This is a genomic window from unidentified bacterial endosymbiont (genome assembly GCF_918797525.1).
Classification (GTDB): Bacteria; Pseudomonadota; Gammaproteobacteria; order Enterobacterales; family Enterobacteriaceae; genus Enterobacter.
Window position 1 is genome coordinate 3,069,417 of sequence record NZ_OU963893.1, and the last position, 16,015, is coordinate 3,085,431.

The window sequence follows — 16,015 nt, forward strand, 5'->3', positions numbered from 1 at the left end:
TTAAGCTCATTAATAAAAACATGGCAAGCATCATCCTCGTTTAAATAATATTTGGGGTCGCTTCGTTGTCCCCGCTCACTATAAAATATGATCCATGTTTCATTTTCTTTTATTAAACATAAGGATTCATTTTTCACATCAAGCACAGAGTAGCTATCTTTCGGATAACTATTACTAATCAGAAAGTTAACAAGAGATCGACTATCCACATTTAGATCCTCTGACTTTTTTCAAGTGACCTGAATCAAGATAACTTTGAACGGAGTTATCTAACTTATATTGTGTTCCCATTCCAATCTCGCCAAACCACGGGGCGATTTTACTCTTGGAAACGTTTTCTATTGGTTTCATAACCTTATAAATAGTGTACGGTGATTCATTTGCTCTTGGGGGCAGGGCTCTCATTGAATATGGTGTATTAACGGGAGAAAGATATTTTCCTCTGGGATATCCATATCTATCAATTTCCATCCCTGGCTTCAGTGTTACATTTTCTACAGTTCCAAATGCACCATCATTAGGCGGCCAGTAAGTCAATGGCAGATTGCTTAATCCAAGCGGGTCGATCCATGTCAACGGATTAGGAACGTAACTGTAGAGGTTGATACCTCCATTTAGCCCTATCGGATCCGCGCACAGATACTGCCCTGTCCCGCAATCATAGTACCGGAACCGGTTATAATACAACCCCGATTCTTCATCTTCATACTGTCCCGGAAACCGCAAGTGGCAGGTGGGGGCATCCTCCTTGTTCCGGCCTTCTTCCCGGCCCCAGAGCTGCTGCTTACCCCGCCAGACAATGGTGCCGTCTTCCGTCAGCAACTCCTGAATACGGCCAACCGTATCCGTGATGGCATAGTGCAACTGGCCTTTCTCATAGCGCGCCAGCGGCGTGAAACTGCCTGGCTCGTATATCCAGCGAATGGCATTTTCATCTTCCGGTTTACCATCAGGACCAACAGGAATTTCTTCCGTTAACTGGTCACCGTTCCAGTGAAAATCCATGCCGGGTTTATCCCGGTTAGCACAGCGCTTGCTGATACGCCTGCCGAACGGGTCATATTTGTACTCCCGGCGTTCGCCTTCCGGGGTTTCCAGTCCGGTTAGCTGGCTCCGCGCATCCCAGCGGTAGCGCCACAGGAGTGGGCGGTAGCCGCCTTTATCCACCAGCTTTTCCACCAGACGACCGTTAACATCGTATTTCCAGGTGGTCTGCTCATCCCGGATGACTCTGACAAATTTACCTTCTTCCGGCATCCCGCTGTCCGGGTTGATGCGGGAGGTTGAATGCCGCCAGGCTTTGTACTCCCGTGACGTCACCCGGCCATGCAGCTGGCGCTGGTGCGTCTCACTTTCCATGACCTCATTCACCCAGGACTGGCGGCGGGCGATATTGAGATTGTTGTCATAAGTGAAGCGCTCCTCGCACATTGGTACGCTGCTGCTGCCGGTCCAGGTGGCATGGCTTACCTGGTCGTTTGCCGTGAGGCTGTTGACCATCGTCCCCCGCAGGGAATCGGCAATCATCGTCAGGTTACAGGCTTTGTCATACAGCCACTGGCGACGCAGGGTGTTATTACGCTGATAGTGCGGGTTAAGCTCTGTCAGGTCACCGGCCTGTTGTTCTGTCAGCATCCCGGTGGGAGTGTAATGCTGGCGGAGTCTGAACCCGGCGTCGCTTTTTCTGGCCGTTTCCTGGCCGCACAGGTTGTGCTCCAGGGTCAGCGGGACATGGCCGGCTATCTGCCATGATGTCAGTTCGCCCATTAATCCGCGTGAGAAACGCTCCGTAATACCGGCGGTGGTGCGCTGCGAGACCGTATCCTGTACGGCATCGTACTGATATTCAGTGCGCCTGCCGTTAATCGTTTCGGCGGTGACCCGGCTGGCGTCATCGTATTCATACGTGACGGTGGCGTCGTTGTTGCGGGCTTCCGTCAGACGGCAGAGGGTATCGTAAGTAAACGTTGTACGACTGAGAACCCGGTCACTGTCACCGTATGTCACTTCTTCCGTTGTCACCAGACTGGTGACGCTGTACTGGCGGTTGAGATGCGTGCCGTCCGGGAAAGTGGTGCGGATACAACGGCCTGCGGCATCATAGCTATAGGTTAATGTGCGCCCGGTAAAATCGGTTTCGGCGACAAGCTGTCCGGCTTTGTCATACGTCAGCCGGTAACTTTCGCCTTCAGCGTTGATGATGTCGGTCAGGTGGGTGAGCTTATCGTAGCGGCACTCCAGCCGTTCGCCGTCCGGGCGGACAACAGCGGTCAGCAGGTCAAACGCGCCATATTCATAGCGGGTGGTTTTGCCTTCGCCATCGGTGAAACTCTCCGGCAGTTTCTCGTTGTTCTGGTGCATCAGCTCGCGCACGCCGTCCGGACGATGAATTTCTTCCACGCTGCCCTGAGGCCCTGCATGGCTCTGACTGTGACGAAACTGCGTGGTAAAACCCAGCGGGTCTTTCACGCTGAGCAGGCGGCCCAGGATATCCTGTTCGGCCTGCGTCACGCCGCCGTCCGGCGCGGTGGTCTCGCGAAGCTGGCGCAGGGGATTGTAGTCCCACTGCCAGGTGGCACCGCCCGGCATCATCTGCCGGAGTAAATCACCGTGTTCACTGTAGCTGAACTGCTGCTTCCGCCCCTGTGGGTCAGTCAGACAGACCATACTGCCTTTATCATCATAATCCCACTGCCACACCTGGTTTCCGGGTGCGCTCAGGCGGGTTAACTGCCCGGTGGGACTGTAGTCGTAATACAGGCTATAGCCGCCCGGCAGGGATACACGGCTGATATAACCTTCACTGTTATAGTCATACGCCGTGGTACGCCCCAGTGCATCAGTGCGGCGCCGGATATTCCATCAGTATTGTCTGCCATTGCCCTTCAGGGTTCTGCATAAGGCGAAAGCCGGTTTTCATGGCAATGACGTGATACCGTTTGCCATGCTTATCGTCCATCGCATACTCCATCACTGAGAATGGCGTCAGATTACGAAATTCCATGTATCATGTTTCCGATTAATAATATAAAACCGAGTTTACTTGTGTTTTATTAATTTGGTAGATGAATATAAATAATGCGCTTGCAGAGTGGCATTAATTAGAAAGTCTTTTGAATGCGGGTTATGTGAGCTAAGTCTCTATTATTAAATTATTCTATGTATTGTTCGGGTGTTGCATGCAAAATTATTATTCAATGATGTGATTGATATTATTAATTGTATTTTTAACTGGATGGCATTACTTTGAAATAATTCCCTGGATGAATGTGTTTCTGTGTACGGCATTATTGTCTGACGCAATGCTTAAACTGACAGACTGAAATTCAGTTTTCCATTTATTTCACCACTGTCCGGGGATAATCTCCCTTGTGCATTCTGTTGTCTGCGGACGACGCCCTTTGCTTCATGGCCTGAAAGAAGCACCTGAATTATTCAGGATGGTCATTCCCTTTACCGGCGCAAACCTCGTAACACGCCGGGCCACAGAAACTGTGGCAGAGATCATGCTTTCTCTTCCGATCCACAGCGCCAGTTCACCGTACTGGCCTTCGCGACCTGCCGGAATTTATCCGGCTAAATCCGCACCTGCTGACAATCAGTGCCTTTTACCTGACGGCCTGCGGCCTGCATTGCCGCCAGGCTTTGCTGCCGTGTGACCGTCAGACTGCACCAGATATTATTATTTTTGTACTGCACCCGTCCCGTGCGTCACTTTAGCCGCGCAGAGCGGGAAAGTGACGCACGCAGCCCTTTACATGGCGGCAGGCTCTGGAGCGCGAAGAACCCCGGTTAACGGTGGTGTCTGGCACCAAAGGCGGACGCCCGCGAGAAACTGTTGTTCTTGATGCAGTGGCGGTCAGAAAGGCACTCGATAATGCGTTATCTGTCTCAGAAGACCGTCATGACAGGTTGCTCGATAAACCGGATCTCAGAAGTGCGATGAAATACTGGCACAGTCAGGCGTCACGTATTGGTTTAACAGGCGTGTATTCTCCACACTCGTTACGCTATGCGTGGGCGCAGGATGCGATCCGCCATTATCTGTCGCAGGGATTTTGTGAGAAGGAAGCGCTGGCAATGACGGCGATGGATCTGGGGCACGGCGACGGGCGCGGGCGGTATGTGCCACCAGACCCGCTTCAGGAATGCCTTTCGGGATAATCTGTGCGGGAAGGCTGCCCGACACCACGCGCTGGCAGCCGTCGCAACCATACTGTGGGCGGACATAACGTTTTACCACGAACTGCGCCGGGAGGTAGTCGAGCCGCTTACGGATACCATCGCGCTGTTGACGAGCGCCGGATAGCGAAACTTGCGGGTACGCGCCTAACGCAATGCGGGATTCTTTTCGGTTGAAGCGATATTTGAGATACCAGAGGCGTGAACCGCCCGGATTGACAAGCAGATACCGACCCTGAGAATCGGTCAGTTTAAAGGGTTTATCAGAAGGCTTGATACTACGGATTTTCGCGTCGGAAAGGGACATATGGTGGTCACTCCATTATCGAACTGAAATGACCCCAAATCAGACCACCAATTTCGCCGGATGCGCAGGGAAAACCAGATACGCATCGGGAAAGATTTTCACGCTAACTTATTGAAACCTAATTGGATAGGGATTTATAAATACGCCTGAAAACAGGGATTTGGCTCCTCTGACTGGACTCGAACCAGTGACATACGGATTAACAGTCCGCCGTTCTACCGACTGAACTACAGAGGAATCGTGTGAACGGGGCGCATATTATCGATGCTTGCCGATGATGTCAAAGGCAGAATGCAGATTTCCGTTTGTTTGACGATTTATTCTCCACTTCGCGCATTTACCAGGCACTCTGTCGTTTCAGGCACCCGGTGCTCTGTTTTTTTGCGCGGATATTTTTTCAGCCAGCGCCCACTAACCATACGCCAGTAGAACAGCACACCGCGCACGGCCCAGTCGAGGAACATTCCCAGCCAGACGCCTACGACGCCCATACCGAGCATCACACCCAGCGTATAGCCCGCGACAACCCGACACCCCCACATGCCGAGCATTGACACCCACATGGCAAAGCGGGCATCACGGGCTCCTTTCAGCCCGGCGGGCAGTACCCAGGAAGCAGCCCAAATCGGCATAAAGGCGGCGTTAAGCCATATCAGGATCTTCACCACCTCTTTAACGTCGTTCTCATGGGTATAAAAGGATGCCATCAGTCCGGCAAAGGGTGCCGTCCCCCAGGCGATGATCGTCAGGCCGATAGTCGATAGCCAAAAGACATGGCGCAGCTGGCGCTCTGCCTGGCCTATCTGCCCTTTCCCCAATCGTTTACCGGTGATAATGGTCGACGCAGAGCCGAGGGCGTTACCCGGCAGGTTAATCAGTGAAGCGATGGAGAAGGCAATAAAGTTACCGGCGATAACATCGGTCCCCATACCGGCGACAAACATCTGCGTAAGCAGCTTACCGCCGTTAAACAACACCGACTCAATACTGGCCGGGATGCCTATCCCCATCACTTCCCAGATAATGGCGAAATTGAGCGGGCGAAAATAGCTTTTCAGCGTCAGACGGAGTGACGGAGTGATACCGGCCATCAATACGCCAATAATGGCGGCCGCACCGATATAGCGGGAGATGGTCAACCCCAGGCCCGCGCCGACGAACCCTAGCCCGTCCCAGGAGAACACACCGTAAATCAGAATGCTGCTAATGATAATATTCAGGATGTTCATCCCGCCGTTAATCAGAAGCGGAATTTTAGTGTTCCCCGCCCCGCGCAGCGCCCCGCTACCGATTAACGCAATAGCGGCGGCCGGGTAACTTAACACCGTCATTTCAAGATAGGTCAGCGCCAGACCTTTAACCTCGACGGTCGCTTCACCCGCGACAATATCGATAATCTCTTTCCCGAAATAGTGGATAAGCGCCGCCAGGACAATTGAAAAAATGGTCATGATCATCAGCGACTGACGGGCGGCCTCGCGCGCACGTTTGGGGTCGAGCTTACCCAGGCTAAAGGCAACCACCACCGTTGTCCCGAGATCGATGGCGGCAAAAAACGACATCACGACCATGTTAAAACTGTCTGCCAGGCCAACCCCGGCCATCGCCTCTTTGCCCAACCAACTGACAAGGAACGTGCTCAATACCCCCATCAACAGAACGCAGGTATTCTCAAGAAAAATGGGAACAGCCAGAGGGGTAATTTCACGCCAGAACAGAACACGATAGCTTTTACGTTTAGCGTACCAGGGGGTGCGCATTATCGCCTGACGGATGGGAGCAGTGACGTTCAAAATGGACCTTAGCGAGAAAAGTTGAAACTCCATTTCAAATGATGATGGAGAAATGCATATCCTGCAAAGTATTTTCCATAAAATATGTTTGGATTTACAACAAACTGTCGACAGAATCAGCAATCAATCGCTTTTCGCGAGGAACAGGTTTGACAAAATTTTTTTCGCCGCTAATATGAGCCTCCACACCGATTCCTCTGTAGTTCAGTCGGTAGAACGGCGGACTGTTAATCCGTATGTCACTGGTTCGAGTCCAGTCAGAGGAGCCAGATTTTAGTATTAAGACATCTCAGTGAGTCTTAATACGTTATAAAAACAATCAGTTAGATTGACCCGCCTGTCTTGGTAAGGATTGCCGGGTTTCTTGACATCTGTAATTTTTGGGGGCCTCACGGTTCGTTGAACGAATGGAGCCCCCCGCTATGTCACTCACTGATACCGCTATCCGCAAGCTCAGACCCACAGACAAACCCTTCAAACTCGGCGACAGTGCCGGACTGTACCTGCTGATCAAACCCAACGGCTCAAAACTCTGGTACATGAAGTACCGTATTGACGGGAAAGAGAAGAAGCTGGCCTTTGGTCCTTACCCGGATGTTTCCCTGCTTACGGCACGCCAGCTCCGCGATGCGGCACGCAGTAAAATGCGTGAAGGGGTCGATCCCTCCGTTGACAAAAAAATCGCGCAACATAAAAAGAAAAACGGCCAGACATTCCGCCAGATCGCCATGAACTGGCATGCCGATCACCGGCGCTGGTCTGAACATTATGCGACGACCATCCGGCGCAGGCTGGAAATGTATATTTTCCCGGATATCGGGGACAGATATATCGATCAAATTGTCACGGAGGATCTGCTGTTTACTCTGCGTAAAGTGGAGAACAAAGGCTTTCTGGAGATCACTGCACGGTTGAAAAATTACGTTACCGAGATCATGCGTTATGCGGTGAAAAAGCAGTTAATCAGGTCAAACCCGGCGCTGGATCTGGACGGTGAATTTACGCCGCCGGAAACACAGCATTACCCGGCCCTGCCGCTTGAGAAACTACCAGAATTATTATCCCGGACGGATAACTACTCCGGCAGGCTACTGACACGGTATGCGCTGAAGCTGTCGTTACTGTTCTTTGTGCGCTCCAGCGAACTGCGCTTTGCCCGCTGGAGTGAAATCGACTGGCAGCAGAAGCTCTGGATAATCCCGGAAGAACGTGAGCAGATCGAAAACGTGCGCTTCTCTCATCGTGGCACAAAGATGAAAACACAGCACATTGTTCCGCTGTCCGATCAGGCAATGGCGATCCTGAAACAAACTGAAGCGCTCTCCGGGCATCTGGCGTTTATTTTCCCCGGCGAATACGACCAGGACAAGTGCATGAGCGACAACACCATCAACAAGGCATTGCGTGTGATGGGCTACGACACCAGAAAAGAGATCTGCGGTCACGGCTTCCGGGCGATGGCGTGCAGTGCGCTGAGTGAGTCGGGACTGTGGAGCAAAGAAGCGATTGAAAAACAGATGAGCCATCAGGAAAGAAACAGCGTTCGCGCCGCCTATATTCATAAGGCTGAATATCTGGAGGAACGGATCAATATGATGCAGTGGTGGGCGGATTATCTGGATGTAAACACAGAGCGGTATGTGTCGCCTTATCAGTTCGCTGGGCATCTGAAAGAAGTATCATAAAGACAAAATGCCATCATTGATCATCAGCGCTTTGCCCCAGACTGGGGCAAAGAGATCGATCAGTGATTAATCATCAATTCAAAAATCATCTGGATCCAGCTCAGGCACAGTAAAGACACTACCTTTATCATCTCGCTTCAACAGGTTCCAGCAGGCACGATGCTGCTTACCATGTTTATCCTCAAAGGATGGCATCTTCTGTCCTTCACGGGTCTGAATATACTCTGTGGTGCCGTTAACAATCGCGGCCCATTGTCCCGCATGAGGAGCTATATCGTCAGTCCAGCACTTAATACGCACAGGTTCCCAGGACTTGCCAATATCATCTTTATCCAGCAGAGCACTGGCGTCGTCAAAGCGGGCAAACCATTTCATTGAAGATGCTTCTTCAAACTGAAGTCCTTCATATTCGGAGTAAAAGTGTAGGCCATTATGTCCATCGTAACGAACGGGACGAATAATCTGGTTCACCTTGATCAATAGTGGCGATAATCCTTCCGTTTTCATTTCACCCAATGGCGGCGGAAGCTGACCGGCCTTAAGGATCACGCCGTTGTTATAGGACAGCAGGCTAATTTCAGGTGTTTTAGCTAAACGATATTTTAATCTCTCTGCACCGCCCAGCTTTTCAAGCCACGGGGTTCCCAGAATGGTATACCAACAGGCGCCTTTCAGCCCCTCAACAGCTTCACCGCCTTCAAGCGTTCCAAGAGAATCCACCATTACGCCGGAAAAACGCTGCGCCAGCGCAAACTCATAGGGGAACATCCGTTCGAAGGCATAAGGAAGTACAAACGACAGTCCGGCATAGCCGTTTTCCACTGCAAAGGTGTCGCACAGCCATATCAGCCAGCCTTCATATCGTGCTTTGCCGTCAGGCTCTTTCAGCATGGACAGTGGAAATGTCAGTTTAATTACCGAGCGGTCATAGTCATTATGAAACACACGTTTGCCCATGATAACAATATCGTAATCAGGGGCTAAATAAGACTCAATGGCACTGCTCAGTACCCAGTCGAAAATTTCTTCAGGCGTTGAGTCTAAAATATCCTGTTTCTGCCTAGCATAATTTTTCTCGGTAATAGCAGTCCACTTTTTCCCCGGCAGGGTTTTCTTCAGGTGGGGCTTAAATTCCGCATAAAAACGGTCGACGCACTCCACCATTCTGCGACGGACCTCCGGCGTATGCCCGTCCCTAAAAAAGACGGTGATGATCAGACCGAGATTGATCGCCGGGCTGCCGTCTTTGTACTTTACCGACACCTCTGGCAACCATTTTTCGATGTAATTCAGCTCAAAATCCTGCAATTCCATATCCACTCCTGTTTATTGCGCTACCGCCATCGTGGTTCCGGTGCCAAGGATCACCGCCAGCGTTCCCCAGGCGCTAATCGCCAGACGAGCAATCAGTAAAAATGCGCCGATAACGGCCTCCGGGATACCCAGCGTCACCACCAGAGCGCCGATACCGACGGCAACCAGAATAACACCGACTGTTTTCGCCACATCGGTCAGCACCTGTACCCAGTCCACCTTTTTCAGCATCTCCAGCGTAATATCGGTAGCCTGCTGGATTTTCGTCCACGAGGTCTTAAGCTGCGCGTTAGTCCAGGAGCTAACCGACATACCGGTATTGCTGACCCAGACCCAGGCCTCGCTTCCCTGCCGGTAAACCCATTCACCGCCGTCGTTAAGCCAGCTTGCCACAGAGTTCAGGGTCTGCTGCGTCTCTTTTGACAATGCGTTCCAGCCTTCCGCCACGCCACGGATAGCCCCTTCGCTGAGGTCTGCAACGGCTTTACCGACGTAAGTCCAAGGCTCTAATCTAGCAGCAACGGGCGTTGAGGGCGGGCGGGGCATAAAGATCGGCGGGTAGAGGAACAGCGGCCAGTATTTTGCGCCGCTGCTCTCCCAGCTTTTCATCGTCACGTTGACCACTTGGTCAATCCACTGCTGCTCATCCGGGCGACAGTCGTGGATCTCCAAAATGATCATCCGGGTTCGGTTTCTGCCCACAATCTTCATATATTCGTCGTATTGCCCACGTTTGAGCTCATCCCCTGGAAACTTCACCTCTACCAGACGGGCTAGGTTATCGCCATGCATACCCGGCGGATCATCGTGGTCCGGCCCCGCCAACCCCGGCCAGCGATCCTGCTTGTCTTTTACGATAATCACGTCCGGACGACGGTAAATCCCCTTGCCGGGTACCGGGAAAGGATTGGTGGTGTGACGCCTACCGGCCCCCTTCTTCTCCAGTAATGTACTGCTCAGAAAAGGACGCGGCGGCGTAGTGCGCATATCGAACGACACTTCCGACTTGTAATACCAGTAATAATTGCGGGCGATTTCATCCACGCGGATCAGCGCGCTCATCATGATCTGTTTCAGGTTCATCTGGTAAGTTTTACCTTCCCGACGGATCTGCGCTGACAATTGAGGAAAACGCATAGCGTATTCAACTTTGATATGCAAGTACTGGCGGCTCTCCGTAGTGGGCAGACGTGACTGTTTCTCAACCATTTCGACACCCGTCGTCGTGCAGTCCCATGGCTGGTTGTTCGATCCGGTAGGAATATTAGGAGTATCTGTTGGTGTATTGGGTAAATCGGGCATTTCCATTATAACTGGCCCTCTCTAAGTTCGGTTTCCAGTTGCTGCTTATCGGTTCACGACTTGGCGGAGTCCTGCCCCACTCGTTTGTGCTGGTAATATCTGAATAACAACGTCACTGAGTCTCCATTCATCAGTGAGGAATTATTCGGATATAATACTTCCGACGATACGTTTTAATTCCCTGAGGGCAACCAGATAACTGTAATAAAAATTAACACAAATCAGTATCCATGAATTTCGCACAAAACATTCACTATAAAAATAATATCCAGTTTTATTTTTGCGGATGCAAATATCTGCTGATACAGGCCATCATGAATTTATGGCATTAAAGGCTCTGAAAAGGCTAAGGGTAAGAGCGCATAAGGGTAACAGACCTGCCCTAAAAGGCCTGAAAACCAAAAGGCAGAACGTATTGAATATCGGAACGGCTAAATAACCCACTGCACATAACGCGCTTTATACCCTGTGCCAGTCCTGCGTGTCAGAGGGAATATGCGCCAGATGCCACTTTTCTGCCAAACCGTAATGGACTACAATACCCGCGCAGTTCCGAAGGGACTGCCGGGCGTGAGAACCCGCGACTGACAGGCAATAGCAGCCATCTGCTATTGCCCTGAACTGCTGTTGATGTGTGCAGTGTTTTTCTGTGCACGACGTTCAATGGTGGCTCAGGCAGGGCAGCCTTCGGGCTGGCCGGTGTCCTGTTAGGCCGGTTTCTCACCCCTGTTCTGGGCCATCACCATGAGCGTGAGAACTCCGATGATGGCCTGTTACCCCTGACAGGAGAACACCATCATGATGGTTATTCCGCTTTCTGAACTCAGAAAAAAGCTCGATCACCACTGCTATATTCCCCAGCCCTGTGAAGATAACGACGAACTGATTCAGCTTCTGGATATCCGGGGCCCCACTCCGGCAGGCGTCCTGCACCACGACAACATCCTTCACTGGCTCAGCGAATCCGATCTCTGGAACGAACGTTTTCCCTCCCACCCGCTGTCCCGTACCGATCAATATCCACTCCGTCTTGCCCTGGAAATCCACAGCACCCTGGCCCTTGCAGAATCCCGTAGTGTCACTGCCCTGGCCGACTGCAACCATTACACACCCGGAAAACTTCGCCATCTCCGCCAGTTGCTGGCATCGGTACTCTACGGTTTTGCCCTGCGCCTGACGGAGTTCCGCTTTGACAGTGCCAGCCCACAGTTTCCCGGCGGACTGTTTCCTGTTATTGACGATCTGCGCCAGCTTGCGGATGACGTCTTTAGCAATCATAACCAAAAACGGCCTGTAGAGCGTGTTGAGATGGACAGGCTGGCGGCAATATTCGCCCGGATACACGTCCGGTTTGATGAATGGCTGCGCAGGCCCGATGCTCTGAATGCTGATGAACCGCTGATCAATACGCTGTCCGCGGTAAGTCGGGCGATGAAGTCATTGCTACTGGATATCGCCCATATCCGGGGCGGTGAATGGGTACAGTGAAAGGAGAAAATCATGAATCTGAAACCTGTTGAACCCGATGCCCGTGAACTGGTGGACCGTGCCCGTGTTCTGACCGAAGTCATGCTGGAGAACCCTGATGAGGCCGGGCCAAACTATGTCCTGTTGCTCATTCTGGCCGAACAACTTCATCGTCTGCACGATATCTTCGAAGCGGCGGAAGTACGACGCATGCAGTAAGACAAGCTCCCTCTGTAATTTCACTGTGGCCTCCTGATTTTTAAGATGCCACCTGCTTTCATAAAAAACAATCACAGTCAAGGGGAAACTCTTTTTTATCAAAAAAGAGTTTCCCCTTTTCACGTCCATCGCCCGGATGTAAGCTCCGGGTTGCACAATGCTGTCGTTGACAGCGCCCATGCTTCATGGCCTGAAAGAAGCGCCTGAGGAACTCAGGATGGCAGCCCCTACCGGTGAATACCTCCGCAAACACCGGCTCGCAGGTCACTGCGACAGAGGTCAAACTTCACAAACAACATGTCCTTTCGCTGCGCCAGCTCGCTGGTCAGCATTCAACGACATCTGAAATTTCCGGGTCAATCCCTGTCCGGCTATGGATCAGCCTCCTTTACCCTACGGGCTGCGGCCTGCATTGCCGTCAGGCTTTGCTGCCGCGTGACCGTCAATCTGCGCCAGAATCCGCGATCTTTCGCGCCCGGCACTCAACCGGTGCGTCACTTTGCGTCGCGCAAAGCGACAAAGTGACGCACAACCACCACACCGCGCCATGCCACAGTTTTCAGGGCTTCTGCGCATATACCCTAATCTGATACGTCCTTTTTGGGCCGCTGTCAGCAAAAAAGAGGAGAAAAAGATCGATACCGGGGGGGCATGATGCCCCGGAGAATTCCTGCTCTGGCAGGCAGTCCGTACCGTGTACTGGCTGAAACTCCCTATACCTCAACAAGCTGGCCACTCCGGCGTGAAGGTATCGTTCTGGCGCAGCCAAAAAGCATACGCCGGAGACCGTTTGTGTTTGCAAAACCGTGGGGGAAATATATGGGCAAGTTAGGCAGTGAAATGAAGGCGCTGGCAAAGCATTGCGGTGGTAGCCATAAAACGGTGAACGATCGCATTCATATCGTGCAACGTTTTGACCAGCATTTACGGGCGCTGAACGTCCAGATCCAGCGGGTGGCGCAGATCAAAGTTCGCCACATTGAAAACTACATTCATGAAAGACTGGCGCAGGGGATCAGCAAACGCACGCTACAGAATGAAATGGCCTCACTACGTGTTGTACTGCAACAGGCCGGGCGTAAACAGATTGCAGAACACGAGCGACTGACAAATAAATCCCTGGGGCTTTCTGGTGCATCGCGCAATGGTACGCGACAGGCCATCACACAGGATCATTACCGCTATGTGCTGGAAACGGCCCGCGCGAAAGATCCGGGACTGGCAGCGGCGCTGGAGCTGGCACGGTTGATGGGGTTACGTTCGCAGGAAGCGGTGCAGAGCGTGCAGTCACTGAAGACGTGGAAACAGGCCGTTGAACGGGGGGATACACGCTTAACAGTAGTATTTGGCACCAAAGGTGGACGGCCCCGCGAAACGGTGATTCTGGATGCTGGCGCTGTCAGAAAGGCGCTGGATAATGCGTTAGCTGTCGCAGAAAGCCGTAATAATCGGCTGATCGACAAGCCCGATCTGAAAAGCGCGATGGATTACTGGCACAACCAGGCGACGCGTATTGGCCTCACTGGCGCATATTCCCCGCATTCTCTGCGTTATGCGTGGGCGCAGGATGCGATACATCATTATCTGGCGCAGGGGTTAAGCAGGAAAGAGGCGCTGGCAATGGTGGCGATGGATCTGGGGCATGGAGACGGACGTGGGCGATATGTGGCACAGGTGTATGGGCAAGTTTGACAGTTAGCTAAGAGCGAAGAGCAGAAGTTCGCTTTCGGGTAACCTAATCCACATGCCAGAGGATCTCTAAAAGAGAATGGGTCGTTTTGCAGGGATACTTACACCATTGTCGATATCTCACTCACTGTTCCAATTCAGTAATCGCCAGCCCGGCAATTTTTATTGTTGTTGAAGCAGTTCCGTTACTTGAAAGGGACCAGGCGGTTGAAAGACCACACCATGCAATTATCCATTTGAGCAGGCGTTCTCTGTCCATGTCAGCCATCCTGGTGACGATACTCAGACGCTGTTTAAATGTCTCCGGTACAGTCGCAACAGGAGGTACTGGATTACCAAGATCCGGATTAGTAAAAATATTAGCAAAGTCGAATCCCCGTTCACCGATTAGTCCTTTGGGGTCAATGGCCAGCCAGCCAGACGTTTCAAAATCAAGCACATTTCCGTGATGTAAATCACCATGCAATGCAACCATATCTTGCGGAGAAGAAAGCAATTCTTCTGAGATTTCTGCGCAACGTGTCAGGATACCGCCATACTTCAAGGCTGCTGGTTTTAGAGGATTAAACCATTCATGTAAAGGCGTAAGCTGGGGTAACGGTCTTTTTGCGAATGAATGAAGTCGGTTCGCAGTAATACACAAAATACGGCAAGCTGCATCATCCTTATCTCCACGAGACATTGCTGATAAAGACGCGGAACCGGTGGCTCTTGAGAGAAGAATTGCTTCATTTTCATGTGCAATCACCTGTGCCGCACCATTCCCTTCCCACCATGCCATTAGTGCATTACCGGCTTGTTCATCAGTATCATCCGTAACTTTTAACATGGCTTTAATTCCATGTGCTGCTGTTTTGACCGGATATAACTGTGACGTATGAGTTATAAATGGAGTGCCATCAGGAATGAGGTTCCAGCGACTTAGCCAGGGTTTTAACTTGAACGTATCCATAAAGCTTTCTTTAACATCCTTACAATCAAAGTGGGGAAACAGGCATGCATTCAGACATTTTAACCCATAGGTGAAGAGCTTTCCTGCATGCTTTTTTCTAGTAAGACAATGCCCTGGCACAAACCGGCCTGAAGGAGATTGATAGTTCTGCTGTGAGCGAAGAACTGACATTGAACATACAGATTATAGGCATCTCAGGGTTATCTAAAATGCCTATTGGCTACTGACTGTATAGTACTTGTAGTGATTAAATATTCGTTGGTGAATCGTAAGCGTACAGCGCGAACCGTCTGGTCATAATCTGATGTATTCGACAAAGTGGTGTCCACCAAATAAGTAGTGGGAACCAAAGTGTCAGATATGCAGAAAAATGTGACCCCCGGCAGGCGTAAGGGCTGCCCTAATTATTCTCCTGAGTTTAAGCAGCAGCTCGTTGCTGCCTCCTGCAAACCCGGAATATCCATTTCAAAACTGGCGCTTGAAAACGGCATCAACGCCAATTTGTTATTTAAATGGCGCCAGCAGTGGCGCGACGGAAAGCTACTGTTACCTTCCTCAGAGAGTCCTCTGCTACTTCCTGTGACTCTCGATGCCACTGCCGTACAGCCAGAATCGCTCGCAGAAGACCCGGGGCTCAGTATCAGCTGTGAGGTAACGTTCCGGCACGGGACGCTTCGCCTCAACGGCGCTGTCAGCGAAACGTTCCTGGCTCTGCTGATACAGGAACTGAAGCGATGATCCCGCTACCTTCAGGTACTAAAATCTGGCTGGTTGCCGGTATCACCGACATGCGTAACGGCTTCAACGGCCTGGCCGCAAAGGTGCAGACCGCGCTGAAAGATGACCCGATGTCCGGCCACGTCTTCATCTTCCGGGGACGCAGCGGCAGTCAGGTCAAACTGCTCTGGTCCACCGGTGACGGGCTGTGCCTGCTGACAAAGCGACTGGAACGTGGTCGCTTCGCCTGGCCCTCAGCCCGCGATGGCAAAGTGTTCCTGACGCCGGCGCAGCTGGCGATGCTGATGGAAGGTATCGACTGGCGACAGCCAAAGCGGTTACTGACGTCCCTGACCATGTTGTAGCGCTCTTTATCCTGGTTGTCGCA

The 16,015-nt window shown here is 51.7% G+C and carries 16 protein-coding genes, 2 tRNA genes and 1 pseudogene; 10 read left to right on the forward strand and 9 right to left on the reverse strand.

Annotated features, from left to right (window positions below):
* Positions 1–201: 201 nt before the first annotated feature.
* Together NL510_RS14650 and NL510_RS14655 are read right to left on the reverse strand one after the other, a co-directional pair.
* The gene (locus tag NL510_RS14650; RefSeq protein ID WP_366518966.1) at positions 202–2,856 is read right to left on the reverse strand and encodes a glycohydrolase toxin TNT-related protein; all 2,655 of its coding nucleotides are present in this window, start codon (positions 2,854–2,856) and stop codon (positions 202–204) included.
* Positions 2,840–3,004 carry a hypothetical protein gene (locus NL510_RS14655; RefSeq protein WP_253377870.1) on the reverse strand — a complete coding sequence of 55 codons (165 nt, stop codon included), beginning with the start codon at positions 3,002–3,004 and terminating at the stop codon, positions 2,840–2,842. The genes NL510_RS14650 and NL510_RS14655 overlap by 17 nt, the downstream gene beginning before the upstream one ends.
* A gap of 797 nt (positions 3,005–3,801) precedes the next feature.
* Here NL510_RS14655 and NL510_RS23030 point away from each other — a divergent pair.
* A pseudogene (locus NL510_RS23030) lies at positions 3,802–3,969 on the forward strand (integrase domain-containing protein); the annotation flags it as partial.
* Here the strand turns inward: NL510_RS23030 and NL510_RS23035 are convergent.
* From NL510_RS23035 to NL510_RS23040, 4 genes are all read right to left on the reverse strand, one after another.
* Positions 3,932–4,489 (reverse strand): Arm DNA-binding domain-containing protein, encoded by a 558-nt coding sequence (locus NL510_RS23035; RefSeq protein WP_436298322.1) that lies wholly within the window; start codon positions 4,487–4,489, stop codon positions 3,932–3,934. The pseudogene NL510_RS23030 and the gene NL510_RS23035 overlap by 38 nt on opposite strands.
* 161 nt (positions 4,490–4,650) lie before the next feature.
* A tRNA-Asn gene (locus tag NL510_RS14670) sits at positions 4,651–4,726 on the reverse strand.
* Positions 4,727–4,806: 80 nt separating this feature from the next.
* Positions 4,807–6,315 carry a multidrug efflux MATE transporter EmmdR gene (emmdR, locus tag NL510_RS14675; RefSeq protein WP_301308564.1) on the reverse strand — a complete coding sequence of 503 codons (1,509 nt, stop codon included), beginning with the start codon at positions 6,313–6,315 and terminating at the stop codon, positions 4,807–4,809.
* A gap of 1 nt (position 6,316) precedes the next feature.
* Positions 6,317–6,361, reverse strand: a complete 45-nt coding sequence (locus tag NL510_RS23040) for a DUF5951 family protein (protein WP_436299136.1) — start codon at positions 6,359–6,361, stop codon at positions 6,317–6,319.
* Between the two features lie 114 nt (positions 6,362–6,475).
* Here NL510_RS23040 and NL510_RS14680 point away from each other — a divergent pair.
* Positions 6,476–6,551 (forward strand) — tRNA-Asn (locus NL510_RS14680).
* A gap of 153 nt (positions 6,552–6,704) precedes the next feature.
* The gene (locus NL510_RS14685; RefSeq protein WP_253377872.1) at positions 6,705–7,967 is read left to right on the forward strand and encodes a tyrosine-type recombinase/integrase; all 1,263 of its coding nucleotides are present in this window, start codon (positions 6,705–6,707) and stop codon (positions 7,965–7,967) included.
* Positions 7,968–8,045: 78 nt separating this feature from the next.
* On the opposite strand, the gene NL510_RS14690 is transcribed toward NL510_RS14685, so the two are convergent.
* Entirely contained in the window at positions 8,046–9,281 is a 1,236-nt protein-coding gene (locus NL510_RS14690; protein WP_253377873.1) for a DUF3396 domain-containing protein, read from the reverse strand.
* A 12-nt stretch (positions 9,282–9,293) separates the two neighbouring features.
* Positions 9,294–10,589, reverse strand: a complete 1,296-nt coding sequence (locus tag NL510_RS14695) for a VRR-NUC domain-containing protein (protein ID WP_253377874.1) — start codon at positions 10,587–10,589, stop codon at positions 9,294–9,296.
* Positions 10,590–11,213: 624 nt separating this feature from the next.
* Between NL510_RS14695 and NL510_RS23045 the strand changes: the two genes are divergently transcribed.
* The 5 genes from NL510_RS23045 (at position 11,214) to NL510_RS14715 (ending at position 13,961) form a co-directional block, all read left to right on the forward strand.
* Positions 11,214–11,294, forward strand: coding sequence for an ash family protein (locus tag NL510_RS23045; protein ID WP_436299137.1), 81 nt, complete (start codon positions 11,214–11,216; stop codon positions 11,292–11,294).
* Between the two features lie 87 nt (positions 11,295–11,381).
* The gene (locus tag NL510_RS14700; protein WP_253377875.1) at positions 11,382–12,071 is read left to right on the forward strand and encodes a hypothetical protein; all 690 of its coding nucleotides are present in this window, start codon (positions 11,382–11,384) and stop codon (positions 12,069–12,071) included.
* 12 nt (positions 12,072–12,083) lie between these two features.
* Positions 12,084–12,269 carry a hypothetical protein gene (locus NL510_RS14705; protein WP_253377876.1) on the forward strand — a complete coding sequence of 62 codons (186 nt, stop codon included), beginning with the start codon at positions 12,084–12,086 and terminating at the stop codon, positions 12,267–12,269.
* A gap of 233 nt (positions 12,270–12,502) precedes the next feature.
* A complete protein-coding gene (locus tag NL510_RS14710; protein WP_253377877.1) occupies positions 12,503–12,859 on the forward strand; it encodes a hypothetical protein in 357 nt (118 codons plus the stop codon).
* A 229-nt stretch (positions 12,860–13,088) separates the two neighbouring features.
* Positions 13,089–13,961 carry an integrase domain-containing protein gene (locus tag NL510_RS14715; RefSeq protein ID WP_253384933.1) on the forward strand — a complete coding sequence of 291 codons (873 nt, stop codon included), beginning with the start codon at positions 13,089–13,091 and terminating at the stop codon, positions 13,959–13,961.
* Positions 13,962–14,082: 121 nt separating this feature from the next.
* Here NL510_RS14715 and NL510_RS14720 read toward each other — a convergent pair whose 3' ends face one another.
* Entirely contained in the window at positions 14,083–14,910 is an 828-nt protein-coding gene (locus tag NL510_RS14720; RefSeq protein WP_253377878.1) for an aminoglycoside phosphotransferase family protein, read from the reverse strand.
* Positions 14,911–15,270: 360 nt separating this feature from the next.
* On the opposite strand from NL510_RS14720, the gene tnpA reads away from it, so the two are divergent.
* Complete coding sequence (gene tnpA, locus NL510_RS14725; protein ID WP_253377879.1) at positions 15,271–15,648, forward strand: IS66-like element accessory protein TnpA; 378 nt, start codon at positions 15,271–15,273, stop codon at positions 15,646–15,648.
* Positions 15,645–15,992, forward strand: coding sequence for an IS66 family insertion sequence element accessory protein TnpB (gene tnpB, locus NL510_RS14730; protein WP_052908738.1), 348 nt, complete (start codon positions 15,645–15,647; stop codon positions 15,990–15,992). Before tnpA ends, tnpB begins: the two co-directional genes overlap by 4 nt.
* Positions 15,993–16,015 lie beyond the last annotated feature (23 nt).